General features: G+C 69.6%; 14 protein-coding genes and 1 pseudogene. 9 read left to right on the top strand and 6 right to left on the bottom strand.

Annotation, left to right across the window (positions count from 1 at the left end):
• Window positions 1-8 precede the first annotated feature (8 nt).
• Both istB and istA read right to left on the bottom strand, forming a co-directional pair.
• Window positions 9-803, bottom strand: coding sequence for an IS21-like element helper ATPase IstB (gene istB / locus ACGF8B_RS25915; RefSeq protein ID WP_392742917.1), 795 nt, complete (start codon window positions 801-803; stop codon window positions 9-11).
• A pseudogene (istA, locus tag ACGF8B_RS25910) lies at window positions 800-2,424 on the bottom strand (IS21 family transposase). Before istA ends, istB begins: the two are co-directional and overlap by 4 nt.
• 903 nt (window positions 2,425-3,327) lie before the next feature.
• Between istA and ACGF8B_RS25905 the strand changes: the two are divergent.
• On the top strand, window positions 3,328-3,732 hold the full coding sequence (locus ACGF8B_RS25905) for a hypothetical protein (RefSeq protein ID WP_392742914.1): 405 nt from the start codon (window positions 3,328-3,330) through the stop codon (window positions 3,730-3,732).
• On the opposite strand, the gene ACGF8B_RS25900 is transcribed toward ACGF8B_RS25905, so the two are convergent.
• Window positions 3,705-4,934 carry an alpha/beta hydrolase family protein gene (locus ACGF8B_RS25900; protein WP_392742911.1) on the bottom strand — a complete coding sequence of 410 codons (1,230 nt, stop codon included), beginning with the start codon at window positions 4,932-4,934 and terminating at the stop codon, window positions 3,705-3,707. The two genes, ACGF8B_RS25905 and ACGF8B_RS25900, sit on opposite strands and share 28 nt — an antisense overlap.
• A 526-nt stretch (window positions 4,935-5,460) precedes the next feature.
• On the opposite strand from ACGF8B_RS25900, the gene ACGF8B_RS25895 reads away from it, so the two are divergent.
• The 7 genes from ACGF8B_RS25895 (at window position 5,461) to ACGF8B_RS25865 (ending at window position 11,725) form a co-directional block, all read left to right on the top strand.
• Window positions 5,461-6,114, top strand: a complete 654-nt coding sequence (locus tag ACGF8B_RS25895; protein WP_342281157.1) for a response regulator transcription factor — start codon at window positions 5,461-5,463, stop codon at window positions 6,112-6,114.
• The gene (locus ACGF8B_RS25890) at window positions 6,105-7,373 is read left to right on the top strand and encodes a sensor histidine kinase (RefSeq protein WP_392742908.1); all 1,269 of its coding nucleotides are present in this window, start codon (window positions 6,105-6,107) and stop codon (window positions 7,371-7,373) included. Before ACGF8B_RS25895 ends, ACGF8B_RS25890 begins: the two co-directional genes overlap by 10 nt.
• Before the next feature lie 38 nt (window positions 7,374-7,411).
• Window positions 7,412-8,683, top strand: coding sequence for a hypothetical protein (locus ACGF8B_RS25885; RefSeq protein WP_392742905.1), 1,272 nt, complete (start codon window positions 7,412-7,414; stop codon window positions 8,681-8,683).
• 350 nt (window positions 8,684-9,033) lie between these two features.
• Window positions 9,034-9,339 carry a hypothetical protein gene (locus ACGF8B_RS25880; protein WP_392742902.1) on the top strand — a complete coding sequence of 102 codons (306 nt, stop codon included), beginning with the start codon at window positions 9,034-9,036 and terminating at the stop codon, window positions 9,337-9,339.
• A gap of 68 nt (window positions 9,340-9,407) precedes the next feature.
• Window positions 9,408-9,815 carry an FtsX-like permease family protein gene (locus tag ACGF8B_RS25875; RefSeq protein ID WP_392742900.1) on the top strand — a complete coding sequence of 136 codons (408 nt, stop codon included), beginning with the start codon at window positions 9,408-9,410 and terminating at the stop codon, window positions 9,813-9,815.
• Between the two features lie 851 nt (window positions 9,816-10,666).
• Window positions 10,667-11,479 (top strand): serine hydrolase, encoded by an 813-nt coding sequence (locus tag ACGF8B_RS25870; protein WP_392742897.1) that lies wholly within the window; start codon window positions 10,667-10,669, stop codon window positions 11,477-11,479.
• A gap of 60 nt (window positions 11,480-11,539) precedes the next feature.
• Window positions 11,540-11,725, top strand: coding sequence for a hypothetical protein (locus ACGF8B_RS25865; protein ID WP_392742895.1), 186 nt, complete (start codon window positions 11,540-11,542; stop codon window positions 11,723-11,725).
• A 51-nt stretch (window positions 11,726-11,776) separates the two neighbouring features.
• On the opposite strand, the gene ACGF8B_RS25860 is transcribed toward ACGF8B_RS25865, so the two are convergent.
• Window positions 11,777-12,130 (bottom strand): MerR family transcriptional regulator, encoded by a 354-nt coding sequence (locus tag ACGF8B_RS25860; RefSeq protein ID WP_392742892.1) that lies wholly within the window; start codon window positions 12,128-12,130, stop codon window positions 11,777-11,779.
• A gap of 64 nt (window positions 12,131-12,194) precedes the next feature.
• Between ACGF8B_RS25860 and ACGF8B_RS25855 the strand changes: the two genes are divergently transcribed.
• Window positions 12,195-13,424: an MFS transporter gene (locus ACGF8B_RS25855; RefSeq protein ID WP_392742889.1), complete on the top strand. Its 1,230-nt coding sequence runs from the start codon at window positions 12,195-12,197 to the stop codon at window positions 13,422-13,424.
• Window positions 13,425-14,318: 894 nt separating this feature from the next.
• Here the strand turns inward: ACGF8B_RS25855 and ACGF8B_RS25850 are convergent.
• Window positions 14,319-14,651 (bottom strand): hypothetical protein, encoded by a 333-nt coding sequence (locus ACGF8B_RS25850; protein ID WP_392742887.1) that lies wholly within the window; start codon window positions 14,649-14,651, stop codon window positions 14,319-14,321.
• Between the two features lie 85 nt (window positions 14,652-14,736).
• Window positions 14,737-15,369: a transposase gene (locus ACGF8B_RS25845; protein ID WP_392742884.1), complete on the bottom strand. Its 633-nt coding sequence runs from the start codon at window positions 15,367-15,369 to the stop codon at window positions 14,737-14,739.
• Window positions 15,370-15,384 lie beyond the last annotated feature (15 nt).

Here is a 15,384-nt window from a genome sequence, read left to right as displayed (position 1 = left end):
CAGAGGAGTCAGCCCGCTGCGGGTTGTTCGGTTCGGGCTCGGGTGCTGGCGAGGCGGTAGGAGTCGGTGCCGGTCTCGATGATGGTGCCGTTGAACGTGAGCCGGTCGACGATGGCCGCGCAGAGGCGAGGGTCGGTGAAGGTCTTGGTCCAGCCGCCGAACGACTCGTTGGAGGCGATGGCGACGCTGTTCTTCTCCTCGCGTTCGGTCAGGACCTGGAAGAGGAGTTCGGCGCCGTGGCGGTCGAGTTCCATGTAGCCGAGCTCGTCAATGCACAAGAGATCGACGCGGCCGTAGCGGGCGATGGTCTTGTTCAGCTGCTTCTCGTCGGCTGCCTCGACCAGCTCGTTCACCAGTTTCGTGGCGAGGGTGTAGCGGACGCGGTAGCCCTTCATTGCGGCCTCGGTGCCCAGGGCGATGAGCATGTGGGACTTGCCGGTGCCGGAGTCGCCGATGAGGCAGAGCGGCTGGCTTTTCTTGATCCATTCGCAGCTGGCGAGGGTGTGGACGGTGGCCGGGTCGATGTTGGGGTTGGCGTCGAAGTCGAAGGAGCGCAGGGACTTCTCCCGGGGGAAGCCGGCTGCCTTGATCCGCCGTTCCGACCGGCGGCGGGCCCGGTCGTCGCACTCGGCCATCAGGAGCTCGGCGAGGAAGCCGCGGTAGCTCATCTGGTCCTTGATCGCCCGGTCGGCGATGTCGGAGAACTCGTTGCGGATCGACGGCAGCCGCAGCAAGCGGCAGGCGGAGTCGATCGCGGCGTCGGCGGCCTGCTCGGTCAAGCCTCGCTGGTGGGGCATGGTCACTGCGCTTCTCCCTCACGGTGGCCGCTGCCGCTGGTGCGGCGGCGTCGGAGCAATTGGTCGTAGTGGGACACCGAGGGCAGCGGCCTGGTGTCCGGCGGAAGATGCGCCAGGCGCCACTCGTGCAGGGACGTCACCGTCGCCGGTGTCTGGCCGAGGGGCCGGGCATCCGGTGCGGGCTCGGTCTCGGCCTGGGCGGCCTTGCGGGCCTCCAGCGCGACCGCGTCCGCGGTCAGGGCCCCGGCCCGCAGGGCTGCGGCCAGGCCGGCGACGACATGCTCGTGCGTCATATGGCGTCCGAGCAGCAGCACCTCGATCAGCGCGCGGGTGCCGTCCCGCTCGCCGTGGATCTTCATGGCCTGCGTCCACCAGGCGTCGTGGACCGGGGTGAACTTGCCAGCCGAGCGGGCCTGTTCGAGAGCGGTCGAGCCGGGGAAGGCGCCGGGCTTGCGGACCAGGACTTCCAGGTAGTGGTCCAGATCCAGGCGGGCGGCACCTTTGGCGATCAGCCGCTCGTGCCGGGCGACCTCCACGTTCTGGTCATAAACCACCAGGTGAGAGGCGTGAAGGATGACTCTCACCCGCTTGCCGATCAGCCGGATGGGGACCGAGTAGCGGTTCGTGCGAACCGGGATCTGGCCGTAGCGGTCGACCCGAGGGGTGAACAGCCGCCCTGTCTCGAACGGCTCCTCCGGCAGCGGCATCAGCAGCGGCCGTTCGAGCGCGAACTCCTCGGCGATCGTCCTGGACCTCGAGCCGATCCTGCGGGCGTCATCCTGCCGGTCCCACTGCTCGACCATCTCGTTCAGCTCGGCCAGCGACGACACCTCGGGCACCGGGACGAAGTGGTTGCGGCGGAAGTAGCCGATCTGCCCCTCGACGCCGCCCTTCTCGTGGGCGCCCTCGATGCCTGGGCGGCAGTAGAAGCTCTCGATGCCGTAGTGCGATTTGGAGGCGATCCACCGGTCCGCCTCCGCCCTCGCCCGGCTCAGCCCGAGCACGCGGGCGACGGCTGCCTTGAGGTTGTCGTAGCGAACCTTGCTCCGCGGGACCCCGCCCAGCGTCCGCAGCGCGTGGACGTGCCCTTCGAAGAACGCCTCCTGCCCGCAGGACGCGAACACGCGGTGGACGGCCTTGCCCGAATACGACAGACGGAAGGAGAACAGGTAGCAGGTCACCAGCTCGCCGGCAAGGCGGATCGTCACGTCGCCAAAGCCTCCGCCTCGTGACCGGGCTGGTGGGTCTGCGGGACGAACGCCTCCAGCGGCGCCTTGCCCGACTCGACCAGGATCTCGGGCTTCCGGGCCGCGACGTAGTAGCGGACCATCCCGTAGGAAACATCGGCGCCGTGTTCCTCGACCAGCCGATGGAAGATCCGGGTGACCGTGTGGCGTTGCTTGCGCGGCGCGGCCAGGTCCGCCCGCAGGATCTCGTCGATCACCGACTTGTAGCGGTCCACTCCGGTCGCCCGCGGAGGCAGCTTCTTACGCGGCTCCGGCCAGGACGAATCCAACGCCTTCCGCACCGTCCGCCACGTCACACCATGCTTGCGCTCAAGCTCCCGCATCGACATGCCGCCACGGTGGTCACGCCGGATCGCCGCGTACAGCTCGACCTTCGACATCCGCGGCATGACCAGCACCTTTCACCAGGAGCACCCCGATGCTGCCCTGGCAAGAACCCCAGTGCCTCCCAAACTCGTCGACATCACCCATCCGTGGAACAGGGCGCCTCCCAAACCCATCGACAAGCGACGTCGCTACTGCTCGATAAGGCCAAAGGTATGGCCCATCGGACAGCACAGTGCGCCGCGGTCGGGGTGCAGGCGGCGCGTGTGGCACGTCGGGCAGCGCAGCAGGTCTAGGAACAGTCCGAGGGCGGGGGGAAGCAACACGGGCACGAGGCACTCCTGGCAAGGCTGAAGGGAAGAGACCGTGCCTGGACGCGCGCACAGAACGTCACTGCCTCAGGAAGGACAAGCAGCGTCGGGAAAGTGGTTCGCGTAGCGGGCACGCCTAGGAGGGCGATGTCGTCCGACATCGCCCTCAGCGCCTTCCGATCACAGGAAGCAGCAGTGCGGGGTGCTCATGAATGCCACGCCATGAGTTTACGAGCCTCGATGAAGCCCTTCATGCCCGCCGGAGTTGAGAGAAGCGACCTAGTACTCATATCGCACCAGACACGACCGAGTTCCCGAACGGACAAGTCCCTTGCCTGCCCTGTTGTCTGGCTTCTAGCCGCCCTGTCGCCCTCACCAGCCAGGGCATCGTGGCCTGAGGCCGCCCGGACGAGCGACGGCTCGGGAATCGGCACCAGCGTCTCGGTGTCGGCCGTGCAGGCCTTGTCGGCAACCTCGCAGCCAACAACACCTATGCCTGCTGGCCCAGCCTCAGTGCTGCTGTCCTCTTGGCTTTCGCACGAAGGTGAGGGGTGCCCAGCTGAGGTGCTGTAGCAGCTGCGTCTCGTCGCTGTCATCGCAATGCCGGATCCCGTCAGCGGGCTGCAGATCCCGTGAGAGACCTGGGGCATGTCCGACGACAGAACTGGTGCACACCGCGCGCAGGCGGTGCGTGCGGTTGAGGTGAGCCGGGTGGCTGCGGTGCAGCGGCTGTTCGGCTTGGAGGCCCGGGGTGAGCTGACGTCCCGCCATGTCCGGCTGGTGGGAGAGGCCTTGGGGGCCATCCGCCGGGACCTGACGGCCGGCGAGCGGGCCGGGCTCAGGCAGGGCGAGCAGGCGCGGCGGGCGCATGACGTGTTCGCCAAGCGTCCGCCCACTCACCGCAACGTGGTCTGGGAGGGCGATCACAAGCGGGTTCCGGTCCAGGTGGGCGTCGAGGGCGAGCTGGTCTGTCCGTGGGTGACCTGGTTCATCGACTGCGCGACCAAGGTGATCGTCGTCCGGCGTCAGCCGATGAAGCGCATCTCCGGGTAATGGGCGGACGGACCGTCCAGGATCCGTGCCGGCTGGTGACGCAGGTGGAGGTCGAAGTAGGCGCGCAGGAAGCGCCGCTGAATGTCGATCGCCCGCGCCTCGTCGAGCGGGCCGATGAATTCGGCGAGCTGTTCCTCGGTCGCCCCGAGGCGTTCGGCGGCCTGGGGCATGAAGGTCTCGTAGTCGGTGTACGAGAAGTGCCGCGTACCGGTCAGCCGGAGATTGCGGCGCCAGTCGCGCAGGTGGGGCCAGGCCTTTGCCCAGCTCGGGTTGCTGTCCGCGTCCTCGCTCATCAGGAGGAACGGCCGGCGCAGCCCGGAGTCCACCACGGGGCCGAACAGGGCGCCGTCGAGGTTCGCTCCGGCGCGCAGCGGTACGCCCGATGCCATCGCCGCGGCCGCGGTTGCGCCGCCCAGGGAGTGGCCGAACATTGCGACCCGGGACATGTCGAGGACATCGGCGAGACCGTGCGGGAGCGGTCGGCCGCCGGAACGCCGGGACCGTACGATCCGCGACAGCTCCTCCAGTACGAATCGGGTGTCGGTGACCCGTACGTCGACCGCCTTGCCGACAACCGGGTCGTCGTCCTCGTCGCCCAGAGGCGGCATGGCGTAGGTCTCGACCCGGCCGCCGGGGAACTCGACCTGTCCGGCGTCGTAGGTGTGGTCGATCGTGACGACGACGTATCCGTGACTGACGAGGTCCTCGACCAGCGACGTGCTGGAAGCGCGGTGCTGACCGTGCCCGTGGGAGTACAGGATCACCGGGCGCCGGCCCGCGCGGGTATCGGCCGCGGCGGAGTCACGGGCGTGGGTGACCGGGAGCGTGACATAGCCGTCAAGCAGGTAGCCCGTCTTCTGGAAGACCTTGGCGGCCTCCGCGGTCATCCAGGGTGCCTGGGGAAGGCCCGGCCTGGATGGTGCGGCAGCGCTGCGGGCCGGGTACCAGAGCTGGACCATCAATTCCCTCACCGGCTGCGCGGGCACCCAGGGATCGCGGCGGCTGCGGTCGGTGAGACGCAGAGCTGCAGTGCCGATGGCGTGGTGGCCGGTCGGTCGCGGCAGAACGAGCCGCACCGGCGGTTCGGGGCGGGGGTACGGTGCCGCACCCGGCGTGCGGCCGGGCGCAGCGGCGGCCGGGGCGGCGGCCATCGCGAGGCCGGTCGCGAGACCGGCGGCGAGGACCGCACCCGTGCTTACCACCTGCCTCCTGCTGGGCCTGGGCGGAGTCGGAGTCCGGGCAGGGACAGAATTCGACATGGCGGTCTCCTTCGCGTTCGTACGTACGAGGTGCAGCGCGTGACGCGCCTGCCCCCTGCTCACAAGCTAGGCGCCGCCAGGCCCATGGACTGCAGTGATCTCTCACGGCTTTCGCTGACATTTGTCACTTCCTCTGCGATGTCAGTGCGTTGATCACCGAGCAATCCGACCGACCGATCACAAAGTCGTTCCATGAAGTTCACCAGCGTGGCACCGCCGCTCTCGTGGCGGTATCCGCCATGGCCGCCCTGGCCCCGACCCAGACCGGTCGCCGTCCGACCACGTTCACCGTGCTGGTGCCCGTGCACGGCGGCGAACCGCGGGACGGTGGCTGACGACCGGGCAACGGACACCTGCGTGCGCTACGGCGGGGCTGGCAGGGGGCGTGCGGTGGCAGCGCCTTTCACGACCGTCAGGCGGCTGATCAGGGCAGATGGAGAACCGGGACGGGAGTATCTAGGGTCAGCACGTGGCTTTCATCATGGTGTGCGAAGACGACGCGGCGGTCCGTGGCGTCCTCAAGCGTGCCCTGGAGCACGACGGTCACACCGTCGCTGTTGCCGCGACGGCCGACGGCCTGCTGCGGCAGCTCGCACCGGCGCCCCAGCTGGTTGTGCTGGATCTCGGGCTGCCGGACGCCGACGGCCGCGATGTCTGCCTGGCCCTGCGGGCTCGCGGCGTCGATGTGCCGGTGTTGATGCTCACCGCGTTGGACGGCCTGCATCACAAGGTGGGCGGCTTCGAGGCCGGCGCCGACGACTACATGACCAAGCCCTTCGACATTCCGGAACTGCTGGTCCGCGTCCGGGCGTTGCTGCGCCGGGCCACCGTGGCGCCCGCACCGCACGAGGTCCACCTCGATCCGGCGAAGCACATGGTGACCTTTGACGCGGTGAGCGTGAGCCTGACCCCGACCGAGTTCCGGCTCCTGGGCCGCCTGATCGCCTCGCAGGGCGACGTGGTACGGCGCCACGCCCTCGTCGCCGCGGGCTGGCCGCACGGCGCGCAGGTCAGCGACAACACGCTCGACTCCTACGTGCGTCGGCTGCGGACGAAGCTCGGTTCGCTGGGTGTGGCCGAGCGGCTGGCGACGGTCCGCGGCGTGGGCTACCGATGGCAGTGACGGGATTTCGAAGCAGGGTGGTCGCGCTCACCATGCTGATCGCCACCGCCGTGGTCGCCATCCTGGTCGTGGTCTCGCACGTGCTGCTGAGCCGGGTGACGGACGCCGACGCGCACGATCTGGCCCGTACGCGCGCCGAGGCGGTCGCGGCGAACGTCAGCTCCAAGGGCGGCCGTGTCGTGCTCACCGAGAACAACAGCGAGGCGCTGGACGAGGTCGCCTGGGTATATGCCGACGGCCGTCTGATCGACGGGAACGTACCGGCGAGTGTGGTCGCGCGCGCGGAGGAGCTGGCGGACGAGGGGCGATCACAGACCGCGACCGTCGGCGACCACCTCCTGTACGCGCGCCAGGTCCCGATCGACGGCCACCACGCCATGGTGATCGTCCGGGTGGACCTCACTCCCTACGAGACGTCCGAGCAGCGCAGCCTGACCTTGACGCTGATCCTGGGCGGCCTCACCATCCTCCTCGCCGGCGGCGTCGCGCACCTCGTGGTGCACCGCGCGCTGCGGGTCGTGCACGAGATGGCGGCCCTCGCCGACGACTGGGGCCATCACGAACCCGGGCGCCGTTTCAACCTCGGCGTCCCCCGCGACGAGTTCGGGGAACTGGGACAGACCCTGGACCGCCTTCTGGAACGCGTCGACACCGCACTGGCGGACGAGCGCCGGCTCACCGACGAGATCGCCCACGAACTGCGCACGCCACTCACGGTCCTGCGGGCCGAGGCGCAATTGGCCCAGCTGTCCGGCGAGCCGGTGGGGCCGCAGGTGGTGTTGAGCGAGGTCGACCGCCTCGACGCGGCGATCACGACGATTCTGCGCGCCGCGCGCGCACGGACGGACGACGGCACCCGATGCGATCTGCGCTCCGCCGCCCGGCGGGCGATCGGCAGCCGCGTGGTCGAGATCGCCGTTCCGGCCAAGGTCGAGGTGGCCGTGGCGCCCGACATCGCCGTATCACTGCTGTCACCGCTGCTGGAGAACGGCCTGCGGCATGCGAAGTCCCGAGTGTGGATCACCGCGCGCCACCAGGACGACGCCATCGTGGTCGATGTCCTGGACGACGGCCCCGGGTTCGATCCCGCCGAGGTCGACCGGGTCTTCGAGGCGGGGGTGACCGGCAGCGGCGGGTACGGCCTTGGACTGCCGGTGGTGAGGCGGATCGCCGCTTCGGCCGGTGCGGAGGTCCGTGCGATCGCGGACGGCCGCGGTCACGTCGAGGTGACACTGCCGATCGCGCGTACGGTCACGTAGTCAGGTTGCTTGCAGGTTCCCTGCGTAAATCTCCCTCCATGACAACGACAACGGAAGCACGCTCGCGCAGCGGGCATCTCATGCTCAACAAGGTTCCTGAGGTCACCATCTGGTTCTGGGTGATCAAGATCCTCTGCACGACCGTCGGGGAGAGTTTCGCCGACTGGATCAACATGAAGCTGGGCGTCGGCCTGGTGAACACGGCCTGGATCTTCACCGCGGTGTTCGTGGTGGTCCTGGCCGTTCAGCTGCGGCTGAAGCGATACGTCCCCTTCCCGTACTGGCTGACCGTGGTCGTTGTCAGCGTCACGGGCACCCTGTACACCGACATCCTCACCGACCAGCTCAACGTGCCGCTGTGGATCAGCTCCGCCGTGTTCTCGGTCCTGCTCGCCGTGGTCTTCGGCGTGTGGTGGCTGCGTGAGCGCACCCTGTCGATCCACTCGGTCACGACGCTGCCTCGGGAGTTGTTCTACTGGCTCGCCGTGCTCGTCACCTTCGCGCTCGGCACCGCGACCGGCGACTGGACCCTTGAGCTGACCGGCTGGAGCCCGGGCGCCTCGGTGCTGCTGCCGCTCGGTCTCATCGCGGCGATCACGCTGCTGTGGAAGTTCGGCGCCAACCCGGTGCTGTCTTTCTGGCTCGCCTACATCCTGACCCGCCCGCTGGGCGCCAACATCGGCGACTGGCTCGCGTCCCCGAAGGTCGCTCAGCCGGGCGAGCCGACGGGTCTCGCGCTGGGCACCTTCACCACCAGCCTGATCTTCCTCGGTCTCATCCTGGCGACGGTGATCTACCTGACGGTGACGCGCTCGGACGTGACCGAGACCTACGAGGCGGCCCACGCCGAACACGCCACCGGTGACCCGCGCAAGGAGCGCGTCGCGCTGGCCGGCTTCGGACTGCTCGCCGTCGCGACCACGGGCCTGCTGCTCTGGGCCCATGGCCAGCCGCACACCGGCCCGGCGCCGGAGGAGGACAACGCCTCCGCCGTCCAGATGGCTCCGGGCGAGGCGGTGAAGAAGTTCCCGCCTGCCAAGGTCTCCGCGCTGCGGACCCTCGCCTCGACCTCGCTCAAGGACGCACGCTCAGGGAACGCGAAGGGCGCGCACGCGGCCGCCCAGTCGCTGCGCGACCTGTGGGACGCAGACCAGGCGTCGTTGCAGCCGCTGGACAACACCGGCTGGACCTCCATCGACGCTCAGATGGACAAGGTGCTGGGGACCTTCGGCATCGATCACTCGAACCCGCCGATGCCGCCCGCCCAGCAGGAGAAGGAACTCAACGCCCTCCTGACGGACATGGGCTGACCGACCGCCCAACGCCCCCGGCCGGCCCTCCCCGCAGACGGGCTCAGGGCCAGGTCGAGGCCCTGGCCCGTGGTGACCGGCTGTACATCGGCGCGGGCACGGTGAAGACCCGTGTCGCCCGGCTGCTGGCCAAGCTCGATGCCCGCGACCGCGTCCAACTCGTCATCCACGTCTACCGCAGCGGCCTCGCCGGCTGACGCGGCCGACTTACGTCGCGAGCAGCCCGCGGCCGAGCCAGTCCAGGCAACGACCGGACTCCGCCCCGGCTCAGTGACCCGCAGATCGAGACACGGTTGCGGTCTCTGCCAGGCGCGGAGGGGGTACGGGCCCGCGCGCTGTCTCAGGTGAACATGACCGGGCAGCCCCAGCCCGTCTTCGCCGACTTCTATCGTGGCGACGATTCCTGGTACGAGCACACCATCGTCAAGGGCCGGGCACCAGCAGGGGCGGGCGAGATCGTGGCCGGGCCGGCATTCCTGACCCAGCGCGGGCTGAAGCTCGGTGACCGGGTCACGCTGGAGCTGAACGGCAGGGAGATCACCGCGACCGTCGTGGGTCAGCTCATTGAGGTCAACGCCCGTGCCCTGGAGATCACTTGGGATTGCTTCGCCCAACTCGCGCCGGACGTCCACGCCACCGAGTACACGGTGCGGTAGCCCCCGGCGCCGTCGCGTGCACCTACGCCGAGGCGGTCGCGGCGCTCAACCCGGGCCTGCACGCGTCGGTGACGGACTCCGGCAACGCCGACACCGCCACCGTCATCGCCTTCTCGACGGTGTTCACGGTGCTGCTGACGCTCGTCGCGTCGCTCGGTGTCTTCAACACCGTTCTCCTGAACACCCGTGAGCGACGCCGGGACCTGGGCATGCTCAAGTCGATCGGGATGACACCCCGGGAGGTGGTGGTGATGACGGTGACCTCGGTCGCCGGGCTGGGCGCGATCGGCGGGCTGCTCGGCATCCCGCTCGGGATCGTGGCGCATCGCCTCGTCGTGGACCATGTCGGGGTGGTCGGCTTCCCCGCATACACGAAGGACGTGTGGCACGCGCCGCAGCTGGCCATGATGCTCCGGCGGGTATGGCGATCGCAGTCCTCGGCGCACTGGTCCCGGCCCGGGCGGCGGCCCGGATGACCATCTCCTCGGTGCTGCACACCGAGTAGATCACCTGTCGGCATGGTGCAGAGAAGAGCGAGGACGCTTCCGCCGACGGCTGCGGCGACCATGCCGCGCTCGGGCATCATCATGCCGATCGCCGCACCCAGCCCCAGCGGCTCACAGTCGCCGCGCCGTACGGCGGTGCCGGTGCGCTGCTTCGGCTTCTCGCCGGTGCCGCCGTTCTTCCTCGCCGCCTCCCGGGCCGCGAGAAGGGCCTGGCGGGCGAAGTCCACACCGCTCAGCTCGCTCACTCACCGTCCCGCGGTAGCGTCGTCTAGCGCGCGTGCGGTGAACCCGGCGGCACCCCGGCCCGATGACCGTTGAGGATTCCGGTCTCCGCAGCGTCCCCGTAGCGTTACCCGGGCGCCCGTCCCTCGCAGGGCGTGAGCCAACCTGCCACCTCACTGGTCGTGAGGGCGTCACTTCCGGGGCACTTTGGCGAATATCACACGAAACCAAAGCCCACCCGCCGCCCACTTCGCCCCATATGTCCACAATGCTCGAATACCAGCCACGTATCGTCGCCGTTGGTATGTGAATTCTCAGGATTCGATCCGGTACGACTGAGCCCGACTCCCACCCATCGATTCTCCGCAGCCCGGACAGATACCGGGGCGGCAATCTGCTGGAGCCCGGCCGGGCTGAGCGATTGTCGGCAATCACAGCGGAAGCCGACCCTCAGCCGGCCCCACAACGCGCGGCAAGGTGACCTTCAACACGCAGCGGGACAGGACACAGCCTTCATGTATGGATCACGAATATCGGCCTGCTCGCGGCGCTCTCTGGCCACTGCCCTGACCGCAAGTTCCTTGCTCACCGTATTGATCATGGCAACCCCAGCCTCGGCCGACACCGCCAGTGCCACGGCGGGGGACGCGAAGGTCTTCTGCAGCTCGAAGAGGCCGGGCCTGGCCTCCGAGCTTTCCCGCGACATCGCCAGTGCTCTCGGCGGGCGAGAGGGAACATCGTCCCTGGCTTTGTACGACCGGATCACCGCAACCACCTGCGAACTCAAGTCCGACACGCATTTCGACTCCGCCAGCGTGGTGAAGGTTTCAGTGCTCGGATCACTGCTGCGGCAGGCCGAGGAGGCACACCGGAAACTGACTCCGCGGGAGGTGGCACTGACCACCGCCATGATCACCAAGTCGGACAACGACTCCACCTCGGCCCTCTGGCGCCAGATCGGCGCCGCCGGCTTCAGAAGGTTCCTCGCTCTGGCGCAAATGCGGCATACCGTTCCCGGCTCCGGGAAGAGTTGGGGACTCACCCAGATCACCGCCGGCGACCAGCTCCGGCTGATGCAGCTACTGACGACGGAGAACGCGGTGCTCGGCCCCGCGTCGCGCGGCTACGCCCTCGATCTGATGAATCGCGTCACGCCCGGCCAGAAGTGGGGGGTGCCCGCCGGATCACCCGCCACGGCAACGGTGCACGTCAAGAATGGCTGGCTGCCGCGCACCACCGGCGGATGGCGGGTCAACAGCGTGGGCGCCTTCACCGGCGGCGGTCACGACTACGGCATGGCTGTCCTCTCCACCGGCAGCCGCACCATGGACTACGGCATAGGCACCATCGAAGGAGCGGCCCGCGTCATCCACTACGACCTGAGCAGCGCGGGCTCTGCGGCAAGCCGCTGACCGGAGGGCTGCCGGGGCCGGGACAGCGCGGGATGCACCTGCCCGTGCGACTGCCGCCGGATGCTCCCGACCAGCCCCTGGACCGTGCCGCCCGCCGCCATCGGATGGCCCCGGCCCCTGTCCCAGCACTCCCTGCTCCCCGAGGCCGCCCACAACGGGCTCGTCCTGGGATACGGCAACACCTCCGAGCCGGCGTTCGCGTCCGGCCTGCGCCAACTCACGCAGCTGGTCAGGGGCCTGGAGTGACCTCCGTGCCCGGCAGCTCCCAAAACGCCTCCTCGGACGACGCGGCAGGACTCAGGAGCGGGGTCCGAGGTAGTCGTGGATCGCGTCGCGGTTGCGGGTGAGGCAGTCGATGCGTTCGTTGAGCTGGTCCAGTTCGCGCCGGAGCAGGGCGGTCAGTTCCGGCCCCGGGGCGGCCGGGAGAGTCACCGAACCGTGCAGGCAGGGGATGACCGAGCGTAGGGCGCGCGTCGACAGGCCGGAGTCGAGCAGCCCTCGGATCTGCTGGACGCACCGGACCGCGTTGTCCGGGTAACTGCGATAGCCGTTGCCCTCTTCCCGTACGGGGTCGAGCAGGCCCTGTTCCTCGTAGTAGCGCAGCAGCCTCGGGCTCACCCCGGTGCGCCGGGACAGCTCGCCGATCCTCATGTGTGCCACCTCACAGGGCTGGGTTTGACTTTCACATCGATGTCAGAGTTCTAGCGTCCCAGTCATGTCGAAGACAGCACAACCCTCTTCCTCCTCCGTCTCCTCCACTCCCGCGAGCCCCGCTCCGGGCTGGCCCCTCGCCGGGCTGCTCAGCCTGTCGGCGGCGGTGTTCCTGGCCCTGACCACCGAGATGCTGCCGGCCGGGGTCCTCCCCTCGACGGCCCGCGATCTGGGCGTGTCCGAGGACGCGGCCGGGCTCCTGGTCACGGCGTTCGCCTACGCGATGGCCCTCGGGGCGATACCGCTGACGGCGCTCACCCGAGGCCTTCCCCGACGCTCGCTGATGGTCGCCCTCATGGCCGGATTCGCCGTGGTCAACGTGCTGACGGCGGTCTCCGGCAGCTTCGTGCTCACCGCCGTGGCGCGGGTGACCGGAGGCCTGCTCGCCGGGGTGTTCTGGTCGACGGCCGCGGCCTACGCGGCCCGGCTGGTCGCCCCCGAGCGGGTCGGCCGGGCGGTGGCGATCGTGTTCGCGGGCCAGGCCGTCGCGCTGACGGCCGGCCTGCCGCTCGGGGCAGCCGTCGGCTCGGCGGTCGGCTGGCGGACGGCCTTCGGCGGCCTGGCCGCGCTCGCGCTGCTGCTCGCCGCGCTGGTGGCGCGGTTCCTGCCCGCCCGGCCCGGCGACCGGGCACGGGGCGGGAAGCAGGTGGCCGCGGTGCTGCGGACGCCCGCCGTCCTGGTGGTCTCCGGCACCACGCTGGTCGTGATGCTGGGGCAGTTCGCGCTCTACACCTACGTCGCACCGCTGTTGGAGCGCGCCGGGCTCGGCGGGTCCGCGATCGGCTGGGCGCTGCTGGCGTACGGCGCGGCGGGCGCGGCGGGCGTCGGGGCGGCCGCGGCACTGGTGGACCGCCGGCCGCGCGCGGCGGTGCTGGGCGGGCTCGGCCTGCTCACCGGTGCCGTGCTGCTCCTCGCGGCGGCCGGACGTTCCGCGCCGGTCGTGCTGGTGGCCCTCGCCGCGTGGGGCCTGGCCTTCGGGGCGCTGCCCACGCTGCTGCACGCGGCGGTGGTGCGGGCGGCCCCGGCCACCCCCGAGGTCGCCGACTCCGTGCTCAACTCCGGTTTCAACATCGGTATCGGCACCGGCGCGGTCCTCGGCGGCCAGGTCCTCGCCCGGGCCGGGGTCGGGGCGGTGCCATGGAGCGCGCTCGCCCTGTTGGTGGTCGGCGCGGCAGTGGCACTGGCGGCCCGCCGAACGGGGTTCCCCGAGCTTCGGGCGGGGGCGGCCGACTGAGAACGACCGCCCCGGCCGGTTTCCAGAACCCCCGTCCGCCCTGGACGGCGGCCCTTCGTGCCGGCTTGTCCGGGGAGGTTGCCTTCGTGGCTGGGGTGCTGGGTGCGGAGCCGGTCGAGTGCAAGCAGCCGTCGGACGAGGTAGCCGCCTGGGCGCGCCCGGGCCATGCGTTTGCCGTCTGACACGCCGGCTCACGGGATGTCCGGCAAGTCCAGCGTGTTGAGTTGGAAAAGCGCGGCCAGCCCTGGGCTGTTGCGCGGGTCCAGGTCATAGGGGGATGGCGTCGAGCGTGTCCTTGAGACTGCGCAATGCGGCGCCGAGCTCGTCGCGGGGCGGTGTGGCCAGTGCCAGGCGGAGGGCTCGGGGGCGGTGGGGCCGGTGGCGAAGGCGTCCGCGGTGGTCACGAGGATCCCCTGCTCCGCAAGAACGGCAGCGGCGTGATCGGGGCGCTGATCTGGCTCCAGAGCGATCCACACGGTGTAGGAGACCGGGTGTGCCGTGATGTCCAGGCCGGCGAGGGCGGCGCGCCGCCACCAGCCACCGGCACACCATGCGCTCGGACACCGCCAGCGTGCCAGCGACCATCCGCCCGTGACCGGCCGTCAGCTCTCCCCGGGATTCAAGCGCCAGCAACCGCCGCACCGCGACCGGCCGCAACACCTCAGCATCCGCCGCAGCCCCCACCAACACGCTCCCCCGCCACGACAGGCACCCGCGGCCCACCAAAAATGATCAAGGAAAGACTTGACTCCATTGGAGCCTCCAGCCTGCTGAACAGCCAACTCTCAACCACTGACCAACCACCCTCACCTCACTGTCCAGCTCCAACACCCTCCCCCACCACCCCGAACACCCCGCAAGACAACACCGATCGGCCCACTCAACCGCATCCACCTACCCGGACACCGAAATGAGAATGCCACCGGACAAGAACGCGAGAACGTCCACGTGGTCGGGTACGGCTGCTGCTGCCGGGTCGGTGTCTCGCATGCGAGACAGATCAGTGTCGGCGACGGCGGCCTGAGTGGCGCCCAGGGCGCGGGCGACGTCGAGGAGCCGGTACGCCTGAGCGCGGCTGATACCGAACTCCGCGGCGCAGTACGCCTCCCAAGAGGGATGGCCGAGCGGTGCCCAGACCCGGGCGGCGTGCGCGGCCCGGACCCGGTCCGCGAGAACACCGACCAAGCGCCGGACATCGTCCATCGCTTCCCGCAGCCCGGCCGTCATCTCCTGGGCCTGCGCCGGCAGGTGGGGCAGGTGCCGGTCCAGGTGGCCAGCAGGTGTTGGAGGAGGGCCGGGGTCTGGTAGAGAGTCAGGCCCCGGCAGGGACTTTTGGGCAGGATCGTTGTTCGGTCAGGAAGAGGTGGGCGGCGGTGACGAGGGTGACGTGGCGGTGCCAGCCGGTGAATGAGCGGCCTTCGAAGTGGTCGAGTCCGAGCGTCGTTTTCAGCTCGCGGTAGTCGTGCTCGATGTGCCAGCGAAGTTTCGCGAGGCGGACCAGGTCCCGGGCGGGGATGTCGGCGGGCAGGTTGGAGATCCAGTATTTGACCGGCTCGTCCTGTCCTTCGGGCCACTGGGCGATGAGCCACCGAAGGCCGATGACACCGTCGGGAGCCGGCTTCGGCCGGCGGCCGGCGAGGCGGACGCACAGGAACACGAAGCGTGCGGACATGGCTGCTTTCAGGCCCTTGTGCCAGGTGACGGTCACCACTTTGCCGCGTCCGGCGGACAGGAAGTGTTCGCGCAGGCTGACCGGCCGGGTTCGGTAGCGGGGCAAGGGACGTGGCCCGAGCCCGTCGTGGGGCGGCTGGTTCGGAACGGCCGACTCGGTATGGGCGGTCATCTCGCCCTTGACCTGCAGTGCGTAGGCCAGGCCGCGGTCTTCATTCGGCGGTTCTGGATGGCGTCCTCTGGTCCCGGATGGGCGGTGGATCTTCCAGACCAACGACTGGCGGCAGTG

The organism is Streptomyces sp. NPDC047917 (genome assembly GCF_043204345.1).
GTDB lineage: Bacteria > Actinomycetota > Actinomycetes > Streptomycetales > Streptomycetaceae > Streptomyces > Streptomyces sanglieri.
This window is presented reverse-complemented; position numbering and strand designations above follow the sequence as displayed.